Source organism: Funiculus sociatus GB2-C1, from assembly GCF_039962115.1.
Lineage (GTDB): Bacteria > Cyanobacteriota > Cyanobacteriia > Cyanobacteriales > FACHB-T130 > Funiculus > Funiculus sociatus.
Genome location: NZ_JAMPKJ010000001.1, coordinates 18,383 through 38,997, shown reverse-complemented (window position 1 = coordinate 38,997; position 20,615 = coordinate 18,383). Strand labels below are relative to the sequence as shown.

General features: G+C 44.0%; 21 protein-coding genes and 2 pseudogenes. 14 read left to right on the top strand and 9 right to left on the bottom strand.

Annotation, left to right across the window (positions count from 1 at the left end; all coding sequences use genetic code 11):
- Positions 1-64 precede the first annotated feature (64 nt).
- From NDI42_RS00205 to NDI42_RS00195, 3 genes are all read left to right on the top strand, one after another.
- Entirely contained in the window at positions 65-1,795 is a 1,731-nt protein-coding gene (locus NDI42_RS00205; RefSeq protein ID WP_190453883.1) for an ABC transporter ATP-binding protein/permease, read from the top strand.
- A gap of 173 nt (positions 1,796-1,968) precedes the next feature.
- Positions 1,969-2,244: a hypothetical protein gene (locus tag NDI42_RS00200; protein ID WP_190453880.1), complete on the top strand. Its 276-nt coding sequence runs from the start codon at positions 1,969-1,971 to the stop codon at positions 2,242-2,244.
- 133 nt (positions 2,245-2,377) lie between these two features.
- A complete protein-coding gene (locus NDI42_RS00195; RefSeq protein WP_190427720.1) occupies positions 2,378-2,644 on the top strand; it encodes a Precorrin-3B methylase in 267 nt (88 codons plus the stop codon).
- A gap of 351 nt (positions 2,645-2,995) precedes the next feature.
- On the opposite strand, the gene NDI42_RS00190 is transcribed toward NDI42_RS00195, so the two are convergent.
- The 3 genes from NDI42_RS00190 to NDI42_RS00180 form a co-directional block, all read right to left on the bottom strand.
- Positions 2,996-3,937, bottom strand: coding sequence for a DUF5995 family protein (locus NDI42_RS00190; RefSeq protein WP_190453877.1), 942 nt, complete (start codon positions 3,935-3,937; stop codon positions 2,996-2,998).
- 117 nt (positions 3,938-4,054) lie between these two features.
- Positions 4,055-4,183 carry a hypothetical protein gene (locus NDI42_RS00185; protein ID WP_277876826.1) on the bottom strand — a complete coding sequence of 43 codons (129 nt, stop codon included), beginning with the start codon at positions 4,181-4,183 and terminating at the stop codon, positions 4,055-4,057.
- Positions 4,183-4,371 (bottom strand): hypothetical protein, encoded by a 189-nt coding sequence (locus NDI42_RS00180; RefSeq protein ID WP_190453875.1) that lies wholly within the window; start codon positions 4,369-4,371, stop codon positions 4,183-4,185. Before NDI42_RS00180 ends, NDI42_RS00185 begins: the two co-directional genes overlap by 1 nt.
- Positions 4,372-4,565: 194 nt before the next feature.
- Between NDI42_RS00180 and NDI42_RS00175 the strand changes: the two genes are divergently transcribed.
- A complete protein-coding gene (locus NDI42_RS00175; protein WP_190427720.1) occupies positions 4,566-4,832 on the top strand; it encodes a Precorrin-3B methylase in 267 nt (88 codons plus the stop codon).
- A gap of 76 nt (positions 4,833-4,908) precedes the next feature.
- Here the strand turns inward: NDI42_RS00175 and NDI42_RS00170 are convergent, their stop codons facing one another.
- The 4 genes from NDI42_RS00170 to NDI42_RS00155 form a co-directional block, all read right to left on the bottom strand.
- Positions 4,909-5,862 (bottom strand): hypothetical protein, encoded by a 954-nt coding sequence (locus tag NDI42_RS00170; protein WP_190453873.1) that lies wholly within the window; start codon positions 5,860-5,862, stop codon positions 4,909-4,911.
- A 3-nt stretch (positions 5,863-5,865) separates the two neighbouring features.
- Entirely contained in the window at positions 5,866-6,981 is a 1,116-nt protein-coding gene (locus NDI42_RS00165) for an AAA family ATPase (RefSeq protein ID WP_190453870.1), read from the bottom strand.
- Entirely contained in the window at positions 6,978-8,150 is a 1,173-nt protein-coding gene (locus NDI42_RS00160) for a DUF262 domain-containing protein (RefSeq protein ID WP_190453867.1), read from the bottom strand. The genes NDI42_RS00165 and NDI42_RS00160 overlap by 4 nt, the downstream gene beginning before the upstream one ends.
- 172 nt (positions 8,151-8,322) lie before the next feature.
- Entirely contained in the window at positions 8,323-8,547 is a 225-nt protein-coding gene (locus tag NDI42_RS00155; protein WP_190453864.1) for a hypothetical protein, read from the bottom strand.
- A 74-nt stretch (positions 8,548-8,621) separates the two neighbouring features.
- On the opposite strand from NDI42_RS00155, the gene NDI42_RS00150 reads away from it, so the two are divergent.
- From NDI42_RS00150 to NDI42_RS00140, 3 genes are all read left to right on the top strand, one after another.
- Positions 8,622-8,942: a hypothetical protein gene (locus NDI42_RS00150; RefSeq protein ID WP_190453861.1), complete on the top strand. Its 321-nt coding sequence runs from the start codon at positions 8,622-8,624 to the stop codon at positions 8,940-8,942.
- A gap of 149 nt (positions 8,943-9,091) precedes the next feature.
- A complete protein-coding gene (locus tag NDI42_RS00145) occupies positions 9,092-9,367 on the top strand; it encodes a UBP-type zinc finger domain-containing protein (protein WP_190453858.1) in 276 nt (91 codons plus the stop codon).
- 181 nt (positions 9,368-9,548) lie between these two features.
- The gene (locus NDI42_RS00140) at positions 9,549-10,706 is read left to right on the top strand and encodes a WD40 repeat domain-containing protein (protein ID WP_190453855.1); all 1,158 of its coding nucleotides are present in this window, start codon (positions 9,549-9,551) and stop codon (positions 10,704-10,706) included.
- Positions 10,707-10,804: 98 nt separating this feature from the next.
- Here NDI42_RS00140 and NDI42_RS00130 read toward each other — a convergent pair whose 3' ends face one another.
- Positions 10,805-11,047 carry a hypothetical protein gene (locus NDI42_RS00130; protein WP_190453854.1) on the bottom strand — a complete coding sequence of 81 codons (243 nt, stop codon included), beginning with the start codon at positions 11,045-11,047 and terminating at the stop codon, positions 10,805-10,807.
- Here NDI42_RS00130 and NDI42_RS00125 point away from each other — a divergent pair.
- From NDI42_RS00125 to NDI42_RS00115, 3 genes and pseudogenes are all read left to right on the top strand, one after another.
- Positions 11,047-11,244 carry a hypothetical protein gene (locus NDI42_RS00125; protein ID WP_190453851.1) on the top strand — a complete coding sequence of 66 codons (198 nt, stop codon included), beginning with the start codon at positions 11,047-11,049 and terminating at the stop codon, positions 11,242-11,244. The two genes, NDI42_RS00130 and NDI42_RS00125, sit on opposite strands and share 1 nt — an antisense overlap.
- A gap of 20 nt (positions 11,245-11,264) precedes the next feature.
- Positions 11,265-11,357: pseudogene (locus tag NDI42_RS00120) on the top strand (Uma2 family endonuclease); the annotation flags it as partial.
- A gap of 43 nt (positions 11,358-11,400) precedes the next feature.
- On the top strand, positions 11,401-15,534 hold the full coding sequence (locus tag NDI42_RS00115) for a non-ribosomal peptide synthetase (RefSeq protein WP_190453848.1): 4,134 nt from the start codon (positions 11,401-11,403) through the stop codon (positions 15,532-15,534).
- Between the two features lie 32 nt (positions 15,535-15,566).
- Here NDI42_RS00115 and NDI42_RS28860 read toward each other — a convergent pair.
- A pseudogene (locus NDI42_RS28860) lies at positions 15,567-15,713 on the bottom strand (IS1 family transposase); the annotation flags it as partial.
- Positions 15,714-15,906: 193 nt separating this feature from the next.
- Here NDI42_RS28860 and NDI42_RS00110 point away from each other — a divergent pair.
- The 4 genes from NDI42_RS00110 (at position 15,907) to NDI42_RS00095 (ending at position 20,519) form a co-directional block, all read left to right on the top strand.
- Positions 15,907-17,442 carry a DNA phosphorothioation system restriction enzyme gene (locus tag NDI42_RS00110; RefSeq protein ID WP_190453845.1) on the top strand — a complete coding sequence of 512 codons (1,536 nt, stop codon included), beginning with the start codon at positions 15,907-15,909 and terminating at the stop codon, positions 17,440-17,442.
- A gap of 191 nt (positions 17,443-17,633) precedes the next feature.
- Positions 17,634-17,807, top strand: coding sequence for a hypothetical protein (locus tag NDI42_RS00105; RefSeq protein ID WP_190453842.1), 174 nt, complete (start codon positions 17,634-17,636; stop codon positions 17,805-17,807).
- Positions 17,804-19,873, top strand: coding sequence for an AAA family ATPase (locus tag NDI42_RS00100; RefSeq protein WP_190453839.1), 2,070 nt, complete (start codon positions 17,804-17,806; stop codon positions 19,871-19,873). The genes NDI42_RS00105 and NDI42_RS00100 overlap by 4 nt, the downstream gene beginning before the upstream one ends.
- On the top strand, positions 19,863-20,519 hold the full coding sequence (locus NDI42_RS00095) for a Uma2 family endonuclease (RefSeq protein ID WP_190453836.1): 657 nt from the start codon (positions 19,863-19,865) through the stop codon (positions 20,517-20,519). Before NDI42_RS00100 ends, NDI42_RS00095 begins: the two co-directional genes overlap by 11 nt.
- The last annotated feature ends 96 nt before the right edge of the window (positions 20,520-20,615 follow it).

Sequence of the window (20,615 nt, the reverse complement as noted above, 5' to 3'; positions counted from 1 at the left end):
TTTTGCTCTGATTCACCTTTACTTATTATCTCCCGGCAGACCGAGTTGTAAGGGAAGCAAGCCGATGGATCGATTGAATTTCAACGTATTTCAGCAGTTTTGGACGATCGCCAAGTCCTATTGGTCAGGGGATGAGAAATGGCAAGCCAGAGGGTTACTGCTGGGCGTTGTGCTATGTTTGCTGGCGTATACGGGGTTGAGCGTCATCCTCAACAATAAGCGAGGGGTGCTGATTTCATCGCTCTCAGCCCAGGATGAGCCGCGCTTTTGGCAAACCGTGATCGTTTTCATCGGCGTGCTGGTAATCTATGCACCCCTTTTAGCAGGCTATACCTATCTGCGCGATCGCCTGAGTTTGCAATGGCGCAAATGGCTAACCCATCGATTCGTGGATAGCTACTTTCGCGATCGCTCGTACTATAATCTGCATATCTCAGGCACCGAAATCGATAACCCAGATCAGCGGATTTCGGAAGATGTTCGCAGTTTTACCCAGGAATCCCTCACCTTTTTGCTGCGGTTGGTGGAGTCAGTGCTGTCAACGATCGCCTTCAGCAGTGTACTCTGGGGTATTTCTAAACCTCTGGTGCTTTTTCTGGTGCTGTATGCCTTGATTGGCACTCTGGTGACGACGGTTGTGTTTGGGAAGCCGCTTGTCCGACTGAATTTTGAACAACTGAAGAAGGAAGCGAATCTCCGTTTTGGTCTGGTGAGAATTCGGGAGAATGCGGAAGCGATCGCATTCTATCGAGGGGAAGAACAAGAGTCAAACCAAGTTAAGCAGCGGTTTTTCGATGTGTTTGAGAATGTCAAGCGGCTGTTGGTTTGGGAATTGAACTTAAATGTTCTCACAAATGCTTATGAGTTTATCCCGTTTATCTTGCCTGCTTTAGTGGTTGCACCCGCAATTTTTGCTGGAGAAATGGAGGTGGGCAAAGTTTCTGAAGCGCAAGGCGCTTTTGTAAGAGTCTTTTTCTCACTGAATGTTGTGGTTGCTCGTTTCCAGCAATTAACCACGTTTGGCGCTGGAATTAATCGTCTCTATACCTTTGCAGAATTTTTAGAGCGGAGGGAATCGAATCAGGAACAGCCCAAAATTCAAACCGTGGAAGCAGAACGCCTCGCCGTCGAACATCTCAACCTGCAAACGCCCAACTATCAACGCACATTAGTAGAAGATTTGTCGCTAGAGTTAGCTGCTAGACAAGGACTTTTGGTGATGGGGCCAAGTGGTTGTGGTAAGAGTTCGCTGCTGAGAGCGATCGCGGGTTTGTGGGATTCTGGTACAGGAACGATTATTCGTCCTGAATCGAACCAGATCCTATTTTTGCCGCAACGTCCTTATATGGTGTTGGGTACTCTGCGCGATCAATTGCTCTATCCCAACACGCACCTTGAGGTTGACGACGAACACTTAAAGCAAGTGCTGGAACAGGTTAATTTAGCAGGTTTAGAGGAAAGATTTGGTGGCTTTGATGCCGAACAGGATTGGGCAGATGTCCTCTCTTTGGGCGAACAACAACGGCTAACTTTCGCCCGGTTGCTGCTAAACAAACCCAACTACGCCATCTTAGATGAAGCAACCAGCGCCCTAGATTTGGATAACGAGGAACGGTTGTATAAACATTTGCAAGCGAAAGGGACTACTTTCTTGAGTGTGGGACATCGCGCTACGTTGGCAAATTATCATCAGTCTTTGCTGAAACTTTCCCAAGATAAGACGTGGCAAATAAAACAACCTCTGGCGCTGATTGAAGAACAACCGGAGTTGTTGGAACTTCCATCAACCACCTGATATTTTAAGGCGATCGGCGGAAGCATCCCATTTGTGCAAAAATACCTGGTCATTGGAATAGCCAATTCAATGGAGGCTGGCAAGCACAAGTCCAGCCACAACCCAATCCATGACCATAGACAAATCAAATCTAAGGTTTAAATCCCGTGCAGTTCGCTAAAGTTTAAAAAGATATGAATAGTATTGATGGAGAACCCAAATCCCAAATGATACCGCTGTGGAATAAATCTTTTAGTGCTTTTTGCTTGGGTCTGCTTGTGATGTTCGCAGGTAATATCGTTCTAGTTGGTTGTAGTGAACCCGCTAAAAATTCCGAACCTGTAGAAGAATCGGAACAAAAATCCAACCAGGTTAATCAGGCTGATGATGACGATGACGAGGGCCATGAGACCACTGGCTCCTCCGATAAAGATGACGATGAGGAGAAGGATGGAGAAGATAAGGATTAGCAGTGGCGATTCACCTAGCGCGATCGCTTTATAGCCGCAGCCAGCGATTCGCGTGTACTCGGACAACGAATTGCTGGTTCCTTTATTACTTTTATTACTCAAGATTCTCACCGTAAGGCGTTCTGATTGAAGTATGGCAAAGCAGGAAAATCCCCTCACGGGAGAAGCACTCATTAAGGAAGTCTGTCGGCGGATTCGGGTTGCCCGTAGCTACTGGGATGCTCATAATAATGCTGCTTGTCGGGGAGAACGCGATCGCGCTTTAGCCCTTTACAACACGCTGACGAAAGAACAAAAAGACCAGATTCCGCAGCAGTTGCGGGTGTGGCTTCGCTATCGCAGTGAAAAATACTTTGGCGCACATCGAACGCCGCCTAAGTCGAAGCGAAAGTCGAAGTAAGATTCTGGGGAAAGTGCGATCGCAGCCTCATCCCCAAAAGAAAGGGAGGCAAACCGCCCTAGAAATTCCTGTTGCTGTTCCAGAGTTCGAGTTGGGTTGTTACTTCGCCGCGCACCATAGAACAACTCAGCTTTGACAACCGAACGCACAGTCATATCTTCAAGGGGTACAGAAAATAAGCGATCGCGCACCGAGGTTGAACCCTTTTTTGACGTGGGGGCGATCGCTTGGGGATGAACAACTAGAATTTCATTGATGCTGCGGGACTGAAGTTTAGGTTAGTGTCAGGTGCGATTTTTCAGGAGTGAATCGCACCCATACCGGACACAATGGTTCTCAATCTCGAAACGACTAGGAACGTTGAGAGGCAAATCGTTTGGGTTTGAACTTGTTGATGAGCAGCCAAATGCCACTCACCACCAATAATCCCGACCCAGCATGGGGTTCGGGAACGGAAGCGTGATTTCCTTCTTGGCATCGCTGACAGTAAGCATCCCTGGCAGAGCTATCCGTGCCGGGTGGGTAAGCAAATCCCAGTTGCACTCCCTGTGCGAATGCTGCTGAATACCCTTCAATTTCTGCTGCCACCTGTGTTCGCTCTGCGTCGGTAGAAGCATCTCGGAGTCGTTCAAAATTGCGGAAGGCTCTTTCGCGCCACTGAGCGATGAGTTGAAACTGCTGCTGGTCATCTTCTTCACCCGGCAAGTCTGCGTCGTCAATGGTCGGGTCAAACTTCTGTACCAGTTCCTCGGTTACATCCACTTGTTGGAGGAATTGGTTGGCGCGGTTATGGTCTGAGTAACTTACGGGAGTGCCTTGGGTATAAAGGTCGTACAGCACAAAGGGTAAGTCCCGTTGAATGTGGGCGTTGAAGCCTAAAAGTAGGTTTCCTGCGCCTGCCACTGAACGATTCTGTGCTGCATCAAAGGCAATCTGCCAAGCCGGTGGTACGTTGCCTTGTCCTGAGTGGTAGGCGTCGTAAGGGCGAAAATAGTATTCTGCGAACAGTGCATCCTCTCGAACCACGGAAGCAGGGTCGTCATACCCAATTTCGTCGAGTGTCTCTAGAAACGTTTCAGTACTTCGCAGGTAGGTAAGTGCAAACAAGGCATCATGGTCGCATAGCTCTGCGAGTAGCTCGTATCGGCGCTCCATCTCTTCGATAACGAGGTCTACGCACTCTGGTTCTCCCTTCTGGCAAGCTTCTGCGGAGGTGAGATTCTGTGCGCTTGCTCTTGCTGTCCCCGACAGTGCAAGCAGCAGCACTATGCTTCCTAAAAAGAAGTTTTTCATGGGTGTTCCTTTTCTAGTAGTTTTGGACTCCGATGCTGAGTATGCCCTTCAATGAAGCTCTATATTGAGTGAGCAGATACCAAAATATAGATGTGCGTCCGATCTTTGCAGACGTCCCTACAATATGGTGAAAGTCAGAAGCATTGACACTTCAAGAGCGTACCATTGAGCATTGCTGCACCGCTGTCCCAGGAAGCGATCGCTACTTCTCAGTAAAGCATTGGTATGCAACAGATAAGTTGTCATCAATCGTAAATATTCTCCCGTCGCAAGGCTTCGTCTGGCAGATTAGGGCCATCCTTGTGGTGTACCCACTGGTGAAGCCGTTCAGGACGTTCTTCAGGCGTGGCGGTTGCCCAAAAGGGTTGCTCTAGGGGAACGGGGGACAGGATTAAGCGGTATTGCTTCGCAACGCTGTCGCGATCGCTTTGCACCTCTACTACGAAGCGGGTATTGGGCGCAATTGCCTGTAAAATGTCGGCGGGTAGCTGTAAGTGCCTGATTCACTTACTTCAACGCTCGAAGACATTGCTATCGCCTCCAAGCAATCAACAAGGTACCTGTTTAGAGCAGCTATTTTATTAATTCTTCAATAAGCTACGATCGCACCAGTAAGCAAAATTCAAGTATGGCAAAGCAGGAAAATCCCCTCACGGGAGAAGCACTAATTAAGGAAGTCTGTCGGCGGATTCGGGTTGCCCGTAGCTACTGGGATGCTCATAATAATGCTGCTTGTCGGGGAGAACGCGATCGCGCTCTAGCCCTTTACAACACGCTGACAAAAGAACAAAAAGACCAGATTCCGCAGCAGTTGCGGGTGTGGCTTCGCTACCGTAGTGAAAAATATTTTGGCGCACACCGAACGCCACCCAAGTCGAAACGAAAGTCGAAGTAGTTTTTTTCTTGGGTTGTTAGGAAAGTGCGATCACTGATTATTCAAAACATTTCATAAGAACTCTTGAATATTGAGATTAATTAGAGTATTTCACAGTGCGGAGGTGACAACCAACATAACCGATAATCATCCTTCTTTGCTCATTTGGTAAGAAATAAATACGCCAACCAAATGATAGCTTAGCGTGCCAACTGAAGACTTGCTTCTGACCATCGGGACAAAGAAACATTCGCTCTTTGCTATACGTGGGATTCTGAAGTGTGACTGGGCTTTCTACTGAGACATTTTTTAGGCTCTTTGGACCAAAAGCCTCATCTGTCCAAATCTTGCAGTAGCCTTCAATCTCTGACAATTTATTTTTAACATGGTGCAACATCGGGTGTTTCGCGCCAAGGTTCTGCAATTGCTCACGGACAGCCTCACAGAATATCAGGTTGGGAAATAACTCATCTTTACGATTCCAGAGTTCTAACCCATCAACCACTGTTGAGCGGATACGGTTGTTAATCCAATTAGAGTGTTCCTGTACATGGTTGCTACGACTGGCGTGGATAATTTCTAGCGGTTCATCAATTAATTCTTCATTTTCATCCAACCGTCTGATTTCCAACTCTAAGCGGCTACAATCCCATCGTGCTTCTGAAATCAAGCTCACCACAAGTCCATCAATCACTACAGCAAAGCCAAGTCCTCTTGCTTCCTCTCCTTGATGCCAAACCTGAGACAAATCAAAGTCGTTTTTAATCTCTTCAGCAACATCTGTCCAGAAGGGAGCTTTTGCTGTGAGAGTTCTGAAGAAACTACGCTCTTCCCGATTTACCGTCGCATCGTTGCGCCAACGAGCCACAGGATAGCCAGGTGCGAGTTCGATGGTGTTAATCTCATCTGAAGTGCGAAGCACTCGCTTCACACCACTGGAAGTTGCTTGACGCACAGTGCCAATCAGCTCTGACATTAATTGCTGTGCTGTTGGAATATCAGCAGCAGGAGTTCGCAGAGACAGTTCATTGAGTACCATCTCTAAATCCATGTCTTATTCTCCTGCTGGTTCTAATAAAGCCTCTAAACTTTTATCCCATTCATCAAAGAACCCTTCTGGCCATTGATCAATTCGTCCGTTGCGATCAATGTGTGGCGATACTACTTCTGTGTAAGCTTGTCCATCTTTTTCTTTACGCTCAAAGTAGTGCAACTGGACATCTTTGGGGTTAAGCTTACCGTCATGAACAGCAAGACGAATACCGTTTAAAACATGGTCGCTATGAGTTTCTATCACAACTTGAACGCCACAGCTAGCTGCAAGCGCCAACAACTCACCCATTTTGGCTTGCCCTTTAGGATGGAGATGTGCTTCTGGATTTTCTATTAGGATTAGTGTGCCAGGGGGGGATGAAAGCACTGCCACAATGATGGGAAGGGTGTAGGTAATTCCAAACCCAACGTTGGTTGCACGGTAAGGGTTGCTTAGTCCGTAGGAGTATTGAAAACTCACCAAATCCATATCTGGGTTTGACTTAATTTCGATGCGTGTACCTGGGCTGACTTCTCCCATCCATGCCTCGACCTGATCTCTCAGATTAAATGACTTTGCCTCTGGATGGCTCAGATTACTGTTAGGAATATCTCTATCTCTATAAGTTGAGAGGAAGTATGCTGTGTATTCGCCCCTGGTGCCGAGTTGCCCATGCTGTCGTACCTGAAAATCCGATATCTCAAAGTATGTGCGCGGACCAATACGTTCTGCTTGAATATAATGGAAATTATCGCTGAAAAGATTTGATTTATAGACATCAGGAGCAGTTTGTGATGCGGAAAGAGCTATCACGTCTGCCTCTCGGTTGTAGTCGAAACGCCATATCCCCTTGATGCCATCTTCCCAAACAAGCTCAAAACCAATTGAATCATCTTTTGCACCCTCAAAAAGCGCATCTTGAGCCGTACCAATACAAACCAAGTCACCATTGAGCGCCAAGCCTGTTTTTCGCAGTAAGCCTTGTTGGTAAGATTGACGTAGCAGCAGCAGGGATTGAAGTACTGAGGATTTGCCTGTGCTGTTGAGACCAGAAAGCAGGGTGAGTGATCTGAACTCAAGAAACTCGGCTTCAAAAGGTTTGAAGTTTTTCAAGCACAGAGAACGAATCCGAATCATGCCAGCACTTCCTTTAACAAGTTCTCAATAGTACTAAACCGATACTTAACTTTACTAACACTGTCAGTACTCTGGGAAATAGACCCCATAAATTTAGCATCACTTTCCAGAATTGCAATAAAATTATCGATTAAATATTGCTTTCGCTCTCTCAGAGTGTCAATTGCTTGCTCCTCTAGCTTGCTAAGGTTGACTGCCCAAGCCTCAAACAATGCTTTATTGAGGGGATTCTTTTGTTCTTTATTATGCTTGGATATTTTCCGAAAAGCATAGTCTCCGAATATGTCAAATGCTATGACCATCGTTCGCAAAAAACTTTCTCCGAGGATATTTATTTCTGAATCAGACATTTTATTAATATCAACCATCGTTTCATTTAGAAAAAAATCTAGGCTCTTAGCTTTGTAATCCGTGTATGAGGTAAGAGTGAAAGCTAAAAAACGAAGGACAAAATCACGATCCTCCATACGAAGCTGTTTACGAGTATTTGTAATACCTGTTGTCTGCTTGAACTCTTGCGAATCAGCAAGCTGAGCCAAAAATTTTGTTGCTTTCCCCTGGTTTAAAGCGTGGCGAAGTTCCTGGGGTGAGAGAGGTAAGCCCCCTGTGTTAATGCGTCTGAAAATATTAAATTTAACTTCAGGGGGGGTGCCTTTTTCAATCAGATAAACGGTGATCTGAGTCTCCTGGATTCGACGCTGGTACTTACGAGGCAGTTCATCATAGGTTTTGCCCTCAACGTCGGTGAGGTACTCTAGTCTACGTAGCTTAAGTTGCTTATCAAGGACAAACTGCTTAAGGGCAGTTAGCCGTTGTAGTCCATCTATAACCAACCATTTATCCTCATCAGTTGCGTCCATATAGAAGGCTGGAAGTGGAATACGGATGAGGATAGACTCAATCAGCCGGCTTTTAGCGGCGTCTTTCCAGATTCCCGCTTGACGCTGAAAATCAGGGGCTAAGTCAATTTCTTTAAGCTTAATTCTGCCAAGCACCAAGTCGATCGTTATTTGTCTGGTGTCAACCCTAATCTTGGTTGGGTCAAACGGCTCAGTAATTTCCTCTTCCTGTAACTCAACATCCTCTTCTTCTAGCTCGATCCAGATATCATCATCGATTTCAGTATCTTCGTCCGGGAATTCTGTGTTTAGGTTCTTCAGCTCTGTCACGACGGTACTCCTTGGCATTAATACTTATTTACTTATCTGCAAGCATAATCGAGTATTTATTATAAAAATCCTTTAGTTGCGTATTGAATAGGAACTGCTTCAAGTCTCTGCTTTAAGTTCAAATTTCTGCCTTTTAGATAAATGATGTAGACATTTGTATCAAGAAGATATTTCATTCCAGAGGCTTGCGTTCAGGTTGTTCGTTTTGAGGATGCCGAATAAATGAGTCATCCTGAATACATCCGTAAAACTGTGAAACAGATGCAGCTTCAACACCTTTGGGCAGGGTAGTTTGATAGACAATGACAACCTCGATATCGGTATCTCTCATGTCAGGTAAATGAACCTTCAAAAGACTATCGCTACCGATATGGGATTTTAGTATGATGCTGTGCATAGTTCTCACTCCGTACCTACAAACTGATTTCCTCATAGAATAGCGAATAGTGTAGCTATTGCGTGGCTCTCGCTGTGACAACTATCACGATGGAAATTCCAGACGACCTCTCCGAACAACGGACTAAATTAGGCGATCGCCTGCCAGAACTATTACGGCAGTGCGTTCAGCAGGCTGTCCTTCCGGCTCATGTCTACCGCTACATTCTGGACTTTCTAACAAGTCAGCCAACCCCAGAACAAATCGCCGCCTTTCACCCCACACCTGAAATGCAAGAGCGACTCAGTACGTTACTTGCCAAAAATCAAAGCGGCAATATCACAGCAAGTGAGATTGAAGAACTCAACGAGTATGAGCGAATTGAACATCTCGCGATCATGCTAAAGCTTGGCTGAATAAACTTAGCAGGAGAAAAGCTGTAACCATTAAATCTGGATTTATATTAAGTTCCATCCACTAGAGAAGAAAGCGATCGCTAGTTTAGACCTTAGAATTGGAAGCATTCAATCAGCAACTCCAACTCATAAACGGATCGGGAAACCCTATGCCCTGCCAACACCTCAATGAAGTGACTCTAGAAAACCTAATCTCTAAAGCCAACTATCCCGTGTTTCGCTGTGAAGAGTGCATTCGGATCAATGGTCGCTGGGTGCATCTTCGCATTTGTCAGACCTGCGGTAAGATGCTGTGCTGCGACTCCTCAGAAAATCAGCATTCTCGCCGTCACTATGAGGAAACGGGACATACTGTAATCAGTTCAGCAGAATTAGGAGAGCAATGGCTGTGGTGTTTTGCCGATGAGCAGCAGAAGAATTATTGAAGATCGGCTCAATTGCGGCATCCACCCAACTTACAAGCAATTCTAAAAGAAGGCGATCGCAAACAAAGCCTCATCCATTCATGCCTCTATCTTGGGCGAAGTGTTGCCAAGCGAAGGGAAACAGAATCATTCATCGAGAGTCATTAGTTAGTAGTGAATCACTACTACTTTTGCCTTGAGTATGAAGAAAACAACTGCCTTAACAGTGACCGTCCTCGCGATCGCTACACTTGTGGGGACATCTGTGGCAAAATCGGCTGGCTTCTTCGCTCAAGCACCAACCCCTTCCGTGGTTCAAGCTAAACCATCTTGGGAAAACTCCAAGCTAGTTCACAAGTTGCCCACTGTCGCGAACTATGCCAAGTTTAGCTCTAATGGACTTCTACTCGTCTGTAATGGTGAACAGGGTAAAGCCATTCAGTTGTGGGATGTAAGGAAAGGGGAATTACTCTCATCTATCAAAGCCGACGATACCACTTCCTTTGGAGATGTTACCATCAGCCCTGATGGACAGTTTGTTGCCAGTATCGTCTACTCGCAAATTGATAAATCAATAGCAGTTGGTGTGTGGAATAGCAAAACCGGAGAAGCTATCTGGAAAAAACCAATTTTTACCAATAGCGCAGAGTTTCGATCCCCTAAGGATTCTGGGGAAAATTTCCCGGCTAGCATTGTTTCCAGCCTGGAATTTAGCCCAAACGGACAATTTATTGCCAGTAGCGCCCGAAAATATTTTGGTTCCGAAAATCCGCAGATTCAGCTATGGGATGTAGCAACCGGCGAAAAGCGTTTTGTACTCAGGAGTAATATCAAATCTTTACGAGGGATGAGTTTTAGCCCTGATAGCCAAGTCTTAGCCAGCCTCGGTTCCAGTCAATCTATCCTCAAGGGAGGAACTTATCACTGGCAAGGCTTGATTCAACTTTGGAATCCTAAAACAGGTCAACTCCTCCATACCCTAAAAGAAAAGAATGAGTTAATTCCCATGAGCATAGCCTTTAGCCCGGATGGTCAAACGTTAACCAGTCTGTCAAAAGACGCGATATATGAAGCTCACCTCCGGACTTGGGACGTGAAAACGGGTGGAACTGTGCGTACTGTTTCGGCTTCGGTAGACAGAACGGATGACCAGTTATCACTCAGTCCTGATGCTAAAACCTATCTGGTTGCTGGTCAGGTAGCTGGTTCACGTATTTTTAATGCCGAAATTCGCAAGGAATGGCCTCTTAGTGGTTTTGATGTGAGTAGTGGTGCTAGTACAGGATTATTTAGTCCAGATGGTCAGATGTTGGCTGTTCCAACGGTAGGAGGAATTCCGATTTGGCAAGCTGGTAATTAGTCATTGGGGTTTTGCTGAAAGAGTAATAAACTAACCTTGAACAGGAACTATTCGATATTTCAAATAGTGGAGCAGCAAGCGGAGGGAACACTTCAACATCAAGGGTTGACGCAGGAGTAGCACTTTCGTTTTACGGTGCAGCCGTGCCAAGTAATGCCCCTTTCTAAATTGCGATCGCTTCCATCTGCTGAGAATTTTCTTTGAGCATTTGGGCGATCGCACGCTGAGCGATCGCTACAAAAATGCACTACGTTTGTCTTGGTGAAGGGGGAACTCGTGCAGGCGATCGCTTTCACTTGGATACTGGTTATCCTATCGTAATAGAGCCAAGGTAAATTCAATGGGAACCGAATCGATAAAAACTGCCATGCAGGATAAACTGTTTGAGCCGAAAACACTCCTCGGATGCAAACTGTGGGAGATTCGCCAAAAAATTGTGGCGAGTGGTCAACCTTTACTGGGGTGGGAAGAAGTAGAAAAAGAAGTGAGCGCCGAAATTAGCGCGATCGCACAATTGAATAAAATGCACTTATATTGATTCTGGGAAAGCAGCAAGCCATGACTCAAGCCTTACCCAAAGCGATCGCATTTGAAGACTTTCTAGAGTGGAAGCCCGAAATTGGACGCTATGAACTGCATGACGGGGTGATTCAAATTTTTAAGATTGGAGTGCTGACTGAACAGCAACAACAAAATGAAAGCTGAGGAAACAGAAGTTTTTGTATTTCCAGCATCTTTTGCTCAACAGCGATTGTGGTTTCTCGACCAACTCTTCCCAGGCAATACCTTTTACAATGTAGCGGCTGCACTTTGCCTAAAAGGTTCGCTCAACACTTCGGCGCTGGAAGAGACGTTCAACGAAATTGTGTGTCGCCACGAAGCTTTGCGTACTACTTTTAGGATGCTTGATGGGCAACCCGTCCAGGTAATTGCTCCCAGCTTAACCATACCTCTGCCAGTAGTAGATTTGCAATCGCTACCAGCAACCGAACGGGAAGCGGAAACTCGACGGATAGCTACCGAGGAGCGATCGCGTCCTTTCGATTTATCTCAGGACTCGTTACTGCGAGTGATGCTGTTACAGCTAGACTCTTCAGAATATGTACTCCTGCTGAATCTGCACCACATTATCTGTGATGGTTGGTCTATTGGGGTGCTAATTCGGGAACTAGGAACACTCTATGCAGCCTTTGCAAATAAAGAGCGCTCGCCCTTGCCAGAACTGCCGATTCAATATGCAGACTTTGCCGACTGGCAGCGCGAATGGCTACAGGGTGAGGTTCTGGAGTCTCAGTTAGCCTACTGGAAGCAGCAGCTGGACAATATCCCCTCACTGAATTTGCCTAGTGATAAACCTCGCCCAACCGCTCCAACCTACCGAGGCGCGACGAAATTTCTAGAGTTACCGAAAAGCCTGAGTGAGGAATTAGAGGCGCTTTCGCAGCGCCAAGGCGTGACTGTGTTTATGACTCTCTTGGCGGCATTTCAAATCTTACTCCATCGCTACACTCAGCAATCAGATATTGTTGTCGGCTCACCAATTGCTAACCGCAACCGTCGCGAAATTGAGGGATTAATTGGTTTTTTTGTCAATAGTTTGGTGCTGCGTACTAATTTATCAGGCAATCCAACATTTCTAGAATTGCTGAGCAGAGTACGGGAGGTTACGCTAGGAGCTTATGCCCATCAAGACTTACCCTTTGAGAAGCTAGTAGAAGAACTGCATCCAGAGCGCAACCTGAGCCAACATCCCTTGTTCCAAGTTGCGTTTAGTCTGCAAAATACTCCCATTGAGGCATTAGAATTGCCAGGTTTAATGCTCTCGCAGTTGGAGTTTGACAGCCTAAGCGCCAAGTTCGATCTAGAGTTTCACTTGTGGGAATCGCCGGAAAGTTTTAAAGGACAAGTAATATACAGCACTGATTTATTTGATGATGCTACCATTACTCGAATGCTGGGACATTACCAAACGCTGCTGGAAAGTATTGTTGCAAATCCACAAAAACGCCTTGGTGAATTAACAATCTTGACCGATGCAGAGCAGAAAGAACTATTAATATTTAGCCAGAATAAATTTGAAATCCAAAATTTACCATCCAAAATAGAGCAGTGTTTTCATCAGTTATTTGAAGCGCAGGTAGAGCAAAGCCCGGATGCGATCGCGCTCATTTTTGAAAATCAGCAGTTAACCTACCGCGAATTGAACATCAGAGCCAATCAACTTGCACACCACCTGCAACAATTGGGAGTATTTCCAGATGTTTTAGTGGGCATTTGTGTAGAGCGTTCTGTAGATATGATAGTGGGACTATTGGGCATCCTCAAAGCAGGTGGAGCATACCTACCTTTAGATCCAAGCTATCCGCAAGAACGTCTTAACTTCATGGTGGAAGACGCTCAAATATCCATCTTATTAACGCAATCCATATTAGCTCCCCTTTGGAAGCCCTGTTGGGGGGATCGCCAACACGGTTTGTCTGTAGTTTGTTTGGATACAGACTGGAATGCGATCGCTTCCCATCCCCAACACAACCCAACCAGTAACGTAACATTTGATAATCTAGCTTATGTTATCTATACCTCTGGCTCAACCGGAAAACCAAAAGGCGTTTTAGTACAGCATAGAGGACTGTCTAACTTAGCAGAAGCTCAGATCGAAGTTTTCAAGTTACAGCCAAGCGATCGCATCTTACAATTTGCATCCTTGAGTTTTGATGCCTCAATCTTTGAAATTATCATGGCATTGCGAATAGGAGCAACACTTTACATAGCTAAAAAAGAATCTCTTTTGCCTGGACAAGCTTTAATAAAGCTATGCAAAGACAATAATATTACTTGCGTCACCCTTCCGCCTGCTGTACTTGCAGTATTACCAAAAGAAGAACTTCCCGCACTGCATACTATAATTTGTGCAGGCGAATCTTGTTCTAAAGATATTGTCAACAAATGGACTTCTGATCGCAGATTTTTTAACGCTTATGGGCCAACTGAAGCAACTGTTTGGGCTACAATTGCAGAAATTAATGACGATAGCGAAAAGCCGCCCATCGGTTGCCCAATTGCTAATACTCAAATTTATATATTAGATGGATATTTACAGCCAGTACCTATCGGTATTACTGGCGAATTGTACATCAGTGGTGATGGACTAGCACGCGGCTATCTAAACCGTCCGGAGTTAACTGCTGAACGGTTTATTCCTAACCTTTTTATAAAGGCCAAAGTAAAAATAGAAAATGAAGCCTCAATACAGGAAAATTCTTCTTTATCCTCCCTTAAAAAGGAGAGTAGAACCGAGCGTCTTTATAAAACAGGTGACTTAGCGACGTTTAAACTAGACGGAAACATTGAGTTTTTAGGACGCATCGACCAACAGGTAAAAATTCGCGGTTTTCGCATCGAATTAGGAGAGATTGAGGCGCTGCTGAGGCAGTATCCAGCAGTTAAAGAAGCGGTGGTAATTGTGCGCGAAGATATACCTGATAACAAGCGTTTAATAGCTTATATTGTACCGCAGCAAAATCAGGCGTTAACCACCATTGAAATTCGCGATTTTCTGAAGAAGAAGTTACCAGATTACATGGTGCCTTCATTTTTTGTATTGATAGATTCTCTACCGCTGACTGTTAATGGAAAAGTAGATCGTCTAGCATTACCTACACCATTCAACTTAAAATCAGAAATCTCGAATTTAACCTTAAACGTTGTTCCTCGTACTTCTACAGAATCAACGTTAGCAAAAATTTGGGCTGAAGTTCTTAACATTGAGCGTGTAGGTATTGGCGATAACTTCTTTGACTTAGGTGGAAATTCCCTGCTGGCTATACGCCTCATGGATGAGGTATACAAGCAGTTTAAGCGCGAGTTACCGCTGTCTACCCTCTTCTTAAATCCGACAGTTGAAAGTTTAGCAACTACTTTATTTGTAGAAAATAATTCTCAGTCTTGGTCGCCTTTAGTTGCAATTCAGCCTAAAGGTTCAAATCCACCTTTCTTCTGCGTACATCCTATTTTTGGCGTAGTTTTCCCTTATTACGAATTAGCGTATCATTTGGGCAAAAATCAGCCTTTTTATGGGTTACAACCGCGAGGTATTGACGGAGAACAGCCCCCAATAAATCGCATTGAAGATATGGCAGCTTATTATATTGAAGCGTTGCGCGTGGTGCAGCCAAAAGGCCCTTATTTTTTAGGAGGGTGGTCTTTTGGAGGTTTGGTTGCTTTTGAAATGGCTCAACAATTGCAAAAATCCGGGCATGAAGTGGGTCTAGTTGCTATGCTTGATACTTTAGCACCAGGTTCGGATAATCAACCTTCTTTTAAAGATGGTTTCAGGTTTCTTTTTACCATAGCGACGCGATATATATGGTCATTTGTTATAGATTATTTTTATTTGCTTACTCCTAGTAAAAACGAGTATCAGAGTTTTATATCTCGGTTTCCTATTTTAAATAAGTTGGTTCTGCGGCTGGGAGAACATCTTTTCTGGCGCTCGATATTGGGCGAGGAGGCTATAGGTAATCTCATGTCTCAGGAGTCTAGGTCGCAGATTTTAAGAGAGTTAACAATTCAGCCTATGCTTCGCGTTTTCCATGCTAATAGCGAAGCAACTCTCAACTATACTCCACAAATCTACCCAAATCGAATTACTCTTTTTAAGACTAGCGTTCAGTTAAAAACGGAGCAAGATACCAGTATGGGCTGGAGCAATCTAGCTGTTGGAGGAGTGGAAATTCATAATATTCCTGGCAATCATCTAACTATGCTAAAGAAACCTCATGTTCAGGTTCTCAGCGAACAGCTAAAAGCTTGTATTGAGAAGGTATAAGTTGTAAGTTTTCGATTTTTGGCGTTGCACAGTCAGGGGATAATACTGGGAGGTACGGGGACAGTTTTATACTTTAGGTAATGTAACAAGCGAATTGATAATTTCAGCATCTCTTGCGACTTGGAATAACAAAGTGTCTTTCCTTTAAGTTGAGCCAAATAATGTCTTAGTCCACATTCCGCCCCCTCAAGTGTCATATGTCGAAATGAGGATGCGGAATGGGGATAAAAATAGTCTTCGGAAAGGCATTTTGTCAATAAATATGAGTTTTTGATAATAAAATTTACGCATATAGTGTGAAGTTACTGTGAAGGGAACCCCATAAACACTAGATGTATAATTCATTAGATTATATGCTGTCCTGTATCTACCATGAATGCCGCCTACAATGCCCCGAAACTAACGCCTACGATTCCCCCCAAGGCAACTCCCCGATTTGAAGGACTTCAGTTCAGATTAAGATTACCTGTAGCGGGCGAAAATAAGGGTAGCTACTCAACGGAGGGAAATCCACCGCGAAAGGGATGTCCCCGAATGCCACCATCTATTCAGCTGCGACAGTATCAGCGGGAAGCTGTTGCTAATTGGTTTGCCAACAAAGGGCGTGGTACGCTGAAGATGGCGACTGGTAGCGGCAAGACTATTGCGGCATTAGCGATCGCAACTGAACTGTATCAACAAATCGGCTTGCGAGTGTTGCTGATAGTCTGCCCATATCGGCATTTGGTGACGCAATGGGCGCGAGAATGCGAGAAATTTGGATTAGAACCAGTCTTAGCTTTTGAGAATGTCCGCAACTGGCAAAGTCAGCTATCGACGCAACTTTACAACTTGCGTTCTGGCAACCAACATTTTCTCACAGTCATTACTACAAATTCCACACTGATCGGTGAGGGGTTGCAGTCCCAATTAAAGTATTTTCCCCCAAAAACTTTAATTGTGGGAGACGAAGCTCATAACCTCGGCGCACGACGTTTAGAGGAAAGTTTGCCTTCTAGTATTGGGTTGCGCTTAGGACTTTCGGCAACACCAGAACGCTATTTTGATGATGCAGGTACGCAATCTTTATTTGATTACTTTGGCACAGTTATAAAACCAGAATTTACCCTGAAAGATGCAATTCAACAGGGGGCGCTGGTACATTATCTTTATTATCCCATACTTGTAGAACTAACAGAAGCGGAAGCGCGTACTTATACCAAACTAAGTGCCAGTATTGGCAGACATCTTCTGTTTAAACAACGGGATAATATTGCCGCAAATTTTGAAGACAATGAAGAATTGAAGCCGTTGTTGATGAAGCGGGCGAGGTTAATTGGCGCTGCTGCTAATAAGTTAGAAGCTTTGCGCGAGTTAATGAGTCAACGCCTGGATACTTCCCACACCTTATTTTATTGCGGCGATGGTTCCGTACATAGCGATTTCGCTAACTCAAATAATTTCGTTTCACGCCAATTCAAAGCTGTTGTTAAAATTCTGGGAGAAGAACTAGGGTATCGCGTTAATACCTACACTGCCGAAACACCTTTGTCAGAAAGAGAGAATTTGCGGCGACAATTTGAAAATGGCGAATTACAGGGTTTGGTTGCTATTCGTTGTTTAGATGAAGGTGTCGATATTCCAGCAATTCAAAACGCGGTAATTTTGGCGAGTAGTAGCAATCCGCGCCAATTTATTCAGCGTCGAGGGCGAATTTTGCGCCCTCATCCAGGCAAGCAACGCGCTACTCTATTTGACACAATTGTACTGCCTCCAACTTTAGATAGAGACACTTTTGAAGTAGAGAGAAATTTGCTGCGAAAGGAGTTGCGGCGCTTTGTAGAATTTGCCGATTTAGCTGACAATGCAGGAGAAGCCAGAATGAAATTGTTAGCTTTGCAAAAGCGCTATGAATTGTTGGATTTGTAAATTATCTAAGAAATGAGAAACCAACCGTTCCAGACGCTTAGAACGCAGAGAAAGAGAGAATATTAATTTGCTTCTAGTTTCTTTTCTCTTGTTCCCTCTTTTCTTTGCGTCTTTGCGGTTCATTCCTCTTACCACTTTATGCTTTTATAAATTTAAGCTAAAATTAAGTAACCTTTCAGGGTGGCATAAAAATGACAAACGAAGCGAATACAAATGATGTGCAAGAGCCAATAAAGTCAGCTTCACCGGAAGTGCAACAAATTATCGAACGAGTGTGCCAGTTAGAAAAAGGCAGGCTAGATAAGAAAAGTCTTGGACATATTAATAATGATATTTTAGCAATTGTAAAGGAAGTTGTAAAATGAAGCTTACTTCAATCAAACTTTGCAACTTTCGCTCCTTCTATGGCAAGACACCAGAAATTTTGTTAGCCAGTGGAGATGTTCGCAATACTACTATTATTCATGGCAACAACGGCGCCGGAAAAACCAGTTTATTAAATGCGTTTTCTTGGGTGCTGTACGAGAAATTTAGCGCGGCTTTTGCCTCAGTTGAGCAATTAGTGAATAAGAGAGCGATCGCAGAAGCGAAATCGGGCGAAGCTGTCGAATGCTGGGTAAAAATTGGCTGGGAACATGACAGTAGACGCTATCAAGCTCAACGCCTCTGCCGTGTTTATAAAAATGAAACTGACTTTGAAGCTGGCAAAAGTCAATTACTGATGTATGTAGCTGGAGATGATGGGCGCTGGTTACTGCCGCGAGAACATCCAGAAGATATAATTAATCAAATTTTACCAGGTAGTTTGCATCAGTATTTTTTCTTTGACGGAGAGCGAATTGAACAAATAGTTCGCTCTGATAAAAAAGCCGAAATTGCCGAAGCTACTAAAAAGCTTCTGGGTGTGGAAGTGTTAAATAACTCTATTAAGCATCTGAAAGAAGCTGAAAAAACTCTCAGAAGTGAGTTAGAAGCGATTGGCGACTCCGAAACCAAACAACTATTAAAACAGCAACAAAAACTCGAAAAGGAAAGCGAACAACTTGCCCAGCGTCAACATGAGATAATCCAAGAATTGTCAAACCAACAAACCTTAAAAAAAGAAACCAGTCACCGTTTGCGCGAACTTAGTGCAGCTAAACAGTTGCAAGAAAGACGGCAAGAATTAGAAAACCTGAAAGCATCCAACCTAGAAAACCTTAAAAGAAGCAAGGAAGCACTGAAAAAAGCAATTTCTACGCGGGGATATACGGTACTGCTATCGGAAACCACCGCTCAATTTCGGACAATTGTGGATAATTTGAAGCAGCGAGGCGAGTTAACGACTGGAATTTCGCGAGAATTTGTTAAAGATTTACTGAACTCTAAACGCTGTATTTGTGGTGGAGAATTGCACGATGGAAATCATGCTCATGCAAATGTGAGCGGTTGGCTAGATAAAGCGGGAATTGCGGCTGTAGAAGAAACAGCAATTCGCATGATAGCTCAGGTAGATGAAATTGATAAGCAAGCTCCGGCTTTTTGGGAAGAAATTGACAGAGAGCAAGCTAATATTAGTAAATTTAGACAAGATATTTCTCAGATAGAAGCGGAATTAGATAAAATTCAAGAAAAATTGAGAAAAGATCCAAGTGATGATATTCGCAACCTACAAAAACGGTTGGATGAAATTGAATCCAGAATTTTAGAGCTAACGCTAGATCAAGGAGGAAATCAGCAGCAAGTTATAAATTTAAAAGCTGAAATTGAAGACTTAGGGAAACAAATTTCTAAACATAAAATGAATGAGGAAAAGCAAGCATTAGCTCAGCGACGCATTGCTGCAACTCAAGAGGCAATTGAACGTTTAACGAAAGTGAAGATATTGCAAGAACAACAGTTTCGCTTAGAGTTAGAGAAAAGAGTACAACAAATATTTACGGACATTTCTTTTACGCCTTACATCCCCAGAATTAGCGAGAAATACGAGCTGACTCTAGTGGAAAATACCGCAGGTTTAGATGCTCCTGTTGCGGCTTCTACGGGCGAAAATCAAATTCTCAGTCTATCGTTTATCGGTAGCATTATTGACAAGGTGCGAGAATGGAGCCAAAACAAAATGCTGATGGTTCCAGACAGCAACACCTTCCCGATTGTGATGGATTCTCCGTTTGGCAGTTTGGATGAAATTTATCGGCGACAAATTGCTAAGATAATTCCAAAATTAGCAAATCAATTGGTAGTGTTGGTGACAAAAACTCAGTGGCGGGGTGAAGTTGCCGAAGAAATAGCCGATAGAATAGGTAGAGAGTATGTATTGATTTATTATTCTTCTAAACCTGACTGCGAACAAGATTCAATTGAGATAAATGGAAATATATATTCTTTGGTGCGGCAAAGCCCGAATGAGTTTGAATATACGGAAATTGTAGAGGTCGATTATGGTTTCTAGTTCAGCGCCTAATGTGCAGGATTTGGTGACAGATACCTGGGTAAAAGCCAGTTGGGATGAGTTTTTAGTATTTGCTAATAGCCCAGATTATGACAAAGGAAGGTTCTATTACCATAAAGGGTACATGAGGATTGAAATGGCAGCAGTAGGGCCTCGACACGGACGACAAAATTCAATTGTTTCCTACATTATTCTTCTTTATGCAACTATTAAAAATATTCCAATTGTTGTGTTCACAAATACCAGTTTTAGAAAAGCAGGTTTAGATGAATTTCAACCTGACTTGGCTTTCTACATCGGTTCGGAATTGAAGATACCTCCTGAAACTAATTCACCTGTTGATTTGAATGAGTACGATCCCCCTACGTTGGCGGTAGAAATCGGTGCATCTACTATTAGTGATGATTTGGGGCGAAAGCGGTTATTATACGAACGTTCGGGAGTAGGGGAATATTGGGTTGTTGATGCTAATTTAAGGGATGCGATCGCATTCTCTATCTCTGAAGGACGCAGCGGTGAAATACACGAGTCGCTAGTATTACCAGGATTAGAAATAGCTTTAGTTAAAGAAGCACTGCAACGGAGTCAAACAGAGGATGATGGGGCAATTACTCGCTGGTTACTCCAAAGATTTAGCAAAAATTAAAACAGCGCGATCGCATTCCTTCCCTCGTTATCAGCCTTAAGTAAGGGAACGAGAAAGCGTAAAAATACTTCTTTTATTTTAGTTGACATAAAAACA

What these genes read in the sequence shown, in the direction of transcription:
- NDI42_RS00170 (WP_190453873.1), bottom strand. Translation starts at nt 5,862, where the DNA reads ATGGATTTAGAGATGGTACTCAATGAACTGTCTCTGCGAACTCCTGCT.
- NDI42_RS00200 (WP_190453880.1), top strand. Translation starts at nt 1,969, where the DNA reads ATGAATAGTATTGATGGAGAACCCAAATCCCAAATGATACCGCTGTGG.
- NDI42_RS00110 (WP_190453845.1), top strand. Translation starts at nt 15,907, where the DNA reads ATGAATGCCGCCTACAATGCCCCGAAACTAACGCCTACGATTCCCCCC.
- NDI42_RS00115 (WP_190453848.1), top strand. Translation starts at nt 11,401, where the DNA reads ATGAAAGCTGAGGAAACAGAAGTTTTTGTATTTCCAGCATCTTTTGCT.
- NDI42_RS00140 (WP_190453855.1), top strand. Translation starts at nt 9,549, where the DNA reads ATGAAGAAAACAACTGCCTTAACAGTGACCGTCCTCGCGATCGCTACA.
- NDI42_RS00105 (WP_190453842.1), top strand. Translation starts at nt 17,634, where the DNA reads ATGACAAACGAAGCGAATACAAATGATGTGCAAGAGCCAATAAAGTCA.
- NDI42_RS00100 (WP_190453839.1), top strand. Translation starts at nt 17,804, where the DNA reads ATGAAGCTTACTTCAATCAAACTTTGCAACTTTCGCTCCTTCTATGGC.
- NDI42_RS00175 (WP_190427720.1), top strand. Translation starts at nt 4,566, where the DNA reads ATGGCAAAGCAGGAAAATCCCCTCACGGGAGAAGCACTAATTAAGGAA.
- NDI42_RS00165 (WP_190453870.1), bottom strand. Translation starts at nt 6,981, where the DNA reads ATGATTCGGATTCGTTCTCTGTGCTTGAAAAACTTCAAACCTTTTGAA.
- NDI42_RS00095 (WP_190453836.1), top strand. Translation starts at nt 19,863, where the DNA reads ATGGTTTCTAGTTCAGCGCCTAATGTGCAGGATTTGGTGACAGATACC.
- NDI42_RS00195 (WP_190427720.1), top strand. Translation starts at nt 2,378, where the DNA reads ATGGCAAAGCAGGAAAATCCCCTCACGGGAGAAGCACTCATTAAGGAA.
- NDI42_RS00205 (WP_190453883.1), top strand. Translation starts at nt 65, where the DNA reads ATGGATCGATTGAATTTCAACGTATTTCAGCAGTTTTGGACGATCGCC.
- NDI42_RS00155 (WP_190453864.1), bottom strand. Translation starts at nt 8,547, where the DNA reads ATGCACAGCATCATACTAAAATCCCATATCGGTAGCGATAGTCTTTTG.
- NDI42_RS00145 (WP_190453858.1), top strand. Translation starts at nt 9,092, where the DNA reads ATGCCCTGCCAACACCTCAATGAAGTGACTCTAGAAAACCTAATCTCT.
- NDI42_RS00185 (WP_277876826.1), bottom strand. Translation starts at nt 4,183, where the DNA reads ATGACAACTTATCTGTTGCATACCAATGCTTTACTGAGAAGTAGCGAT.
- NDI42_RS00190 (WP_190453877.1), bottom strand. Translation starts at nt 3,937, where the DNA reads ATGAAAAACTTCTTTTTAGGAAGCATAGTGCTGCTGCTTGCACTGTCG.
- NDI42_RS00125 (WP_190453851.1), top strand. Translation starts at nt 11,047, where the DNA reads ATGGGAACCGAATCGATAAAAACTGCCATGCAGGATAAACTGTTTGAG.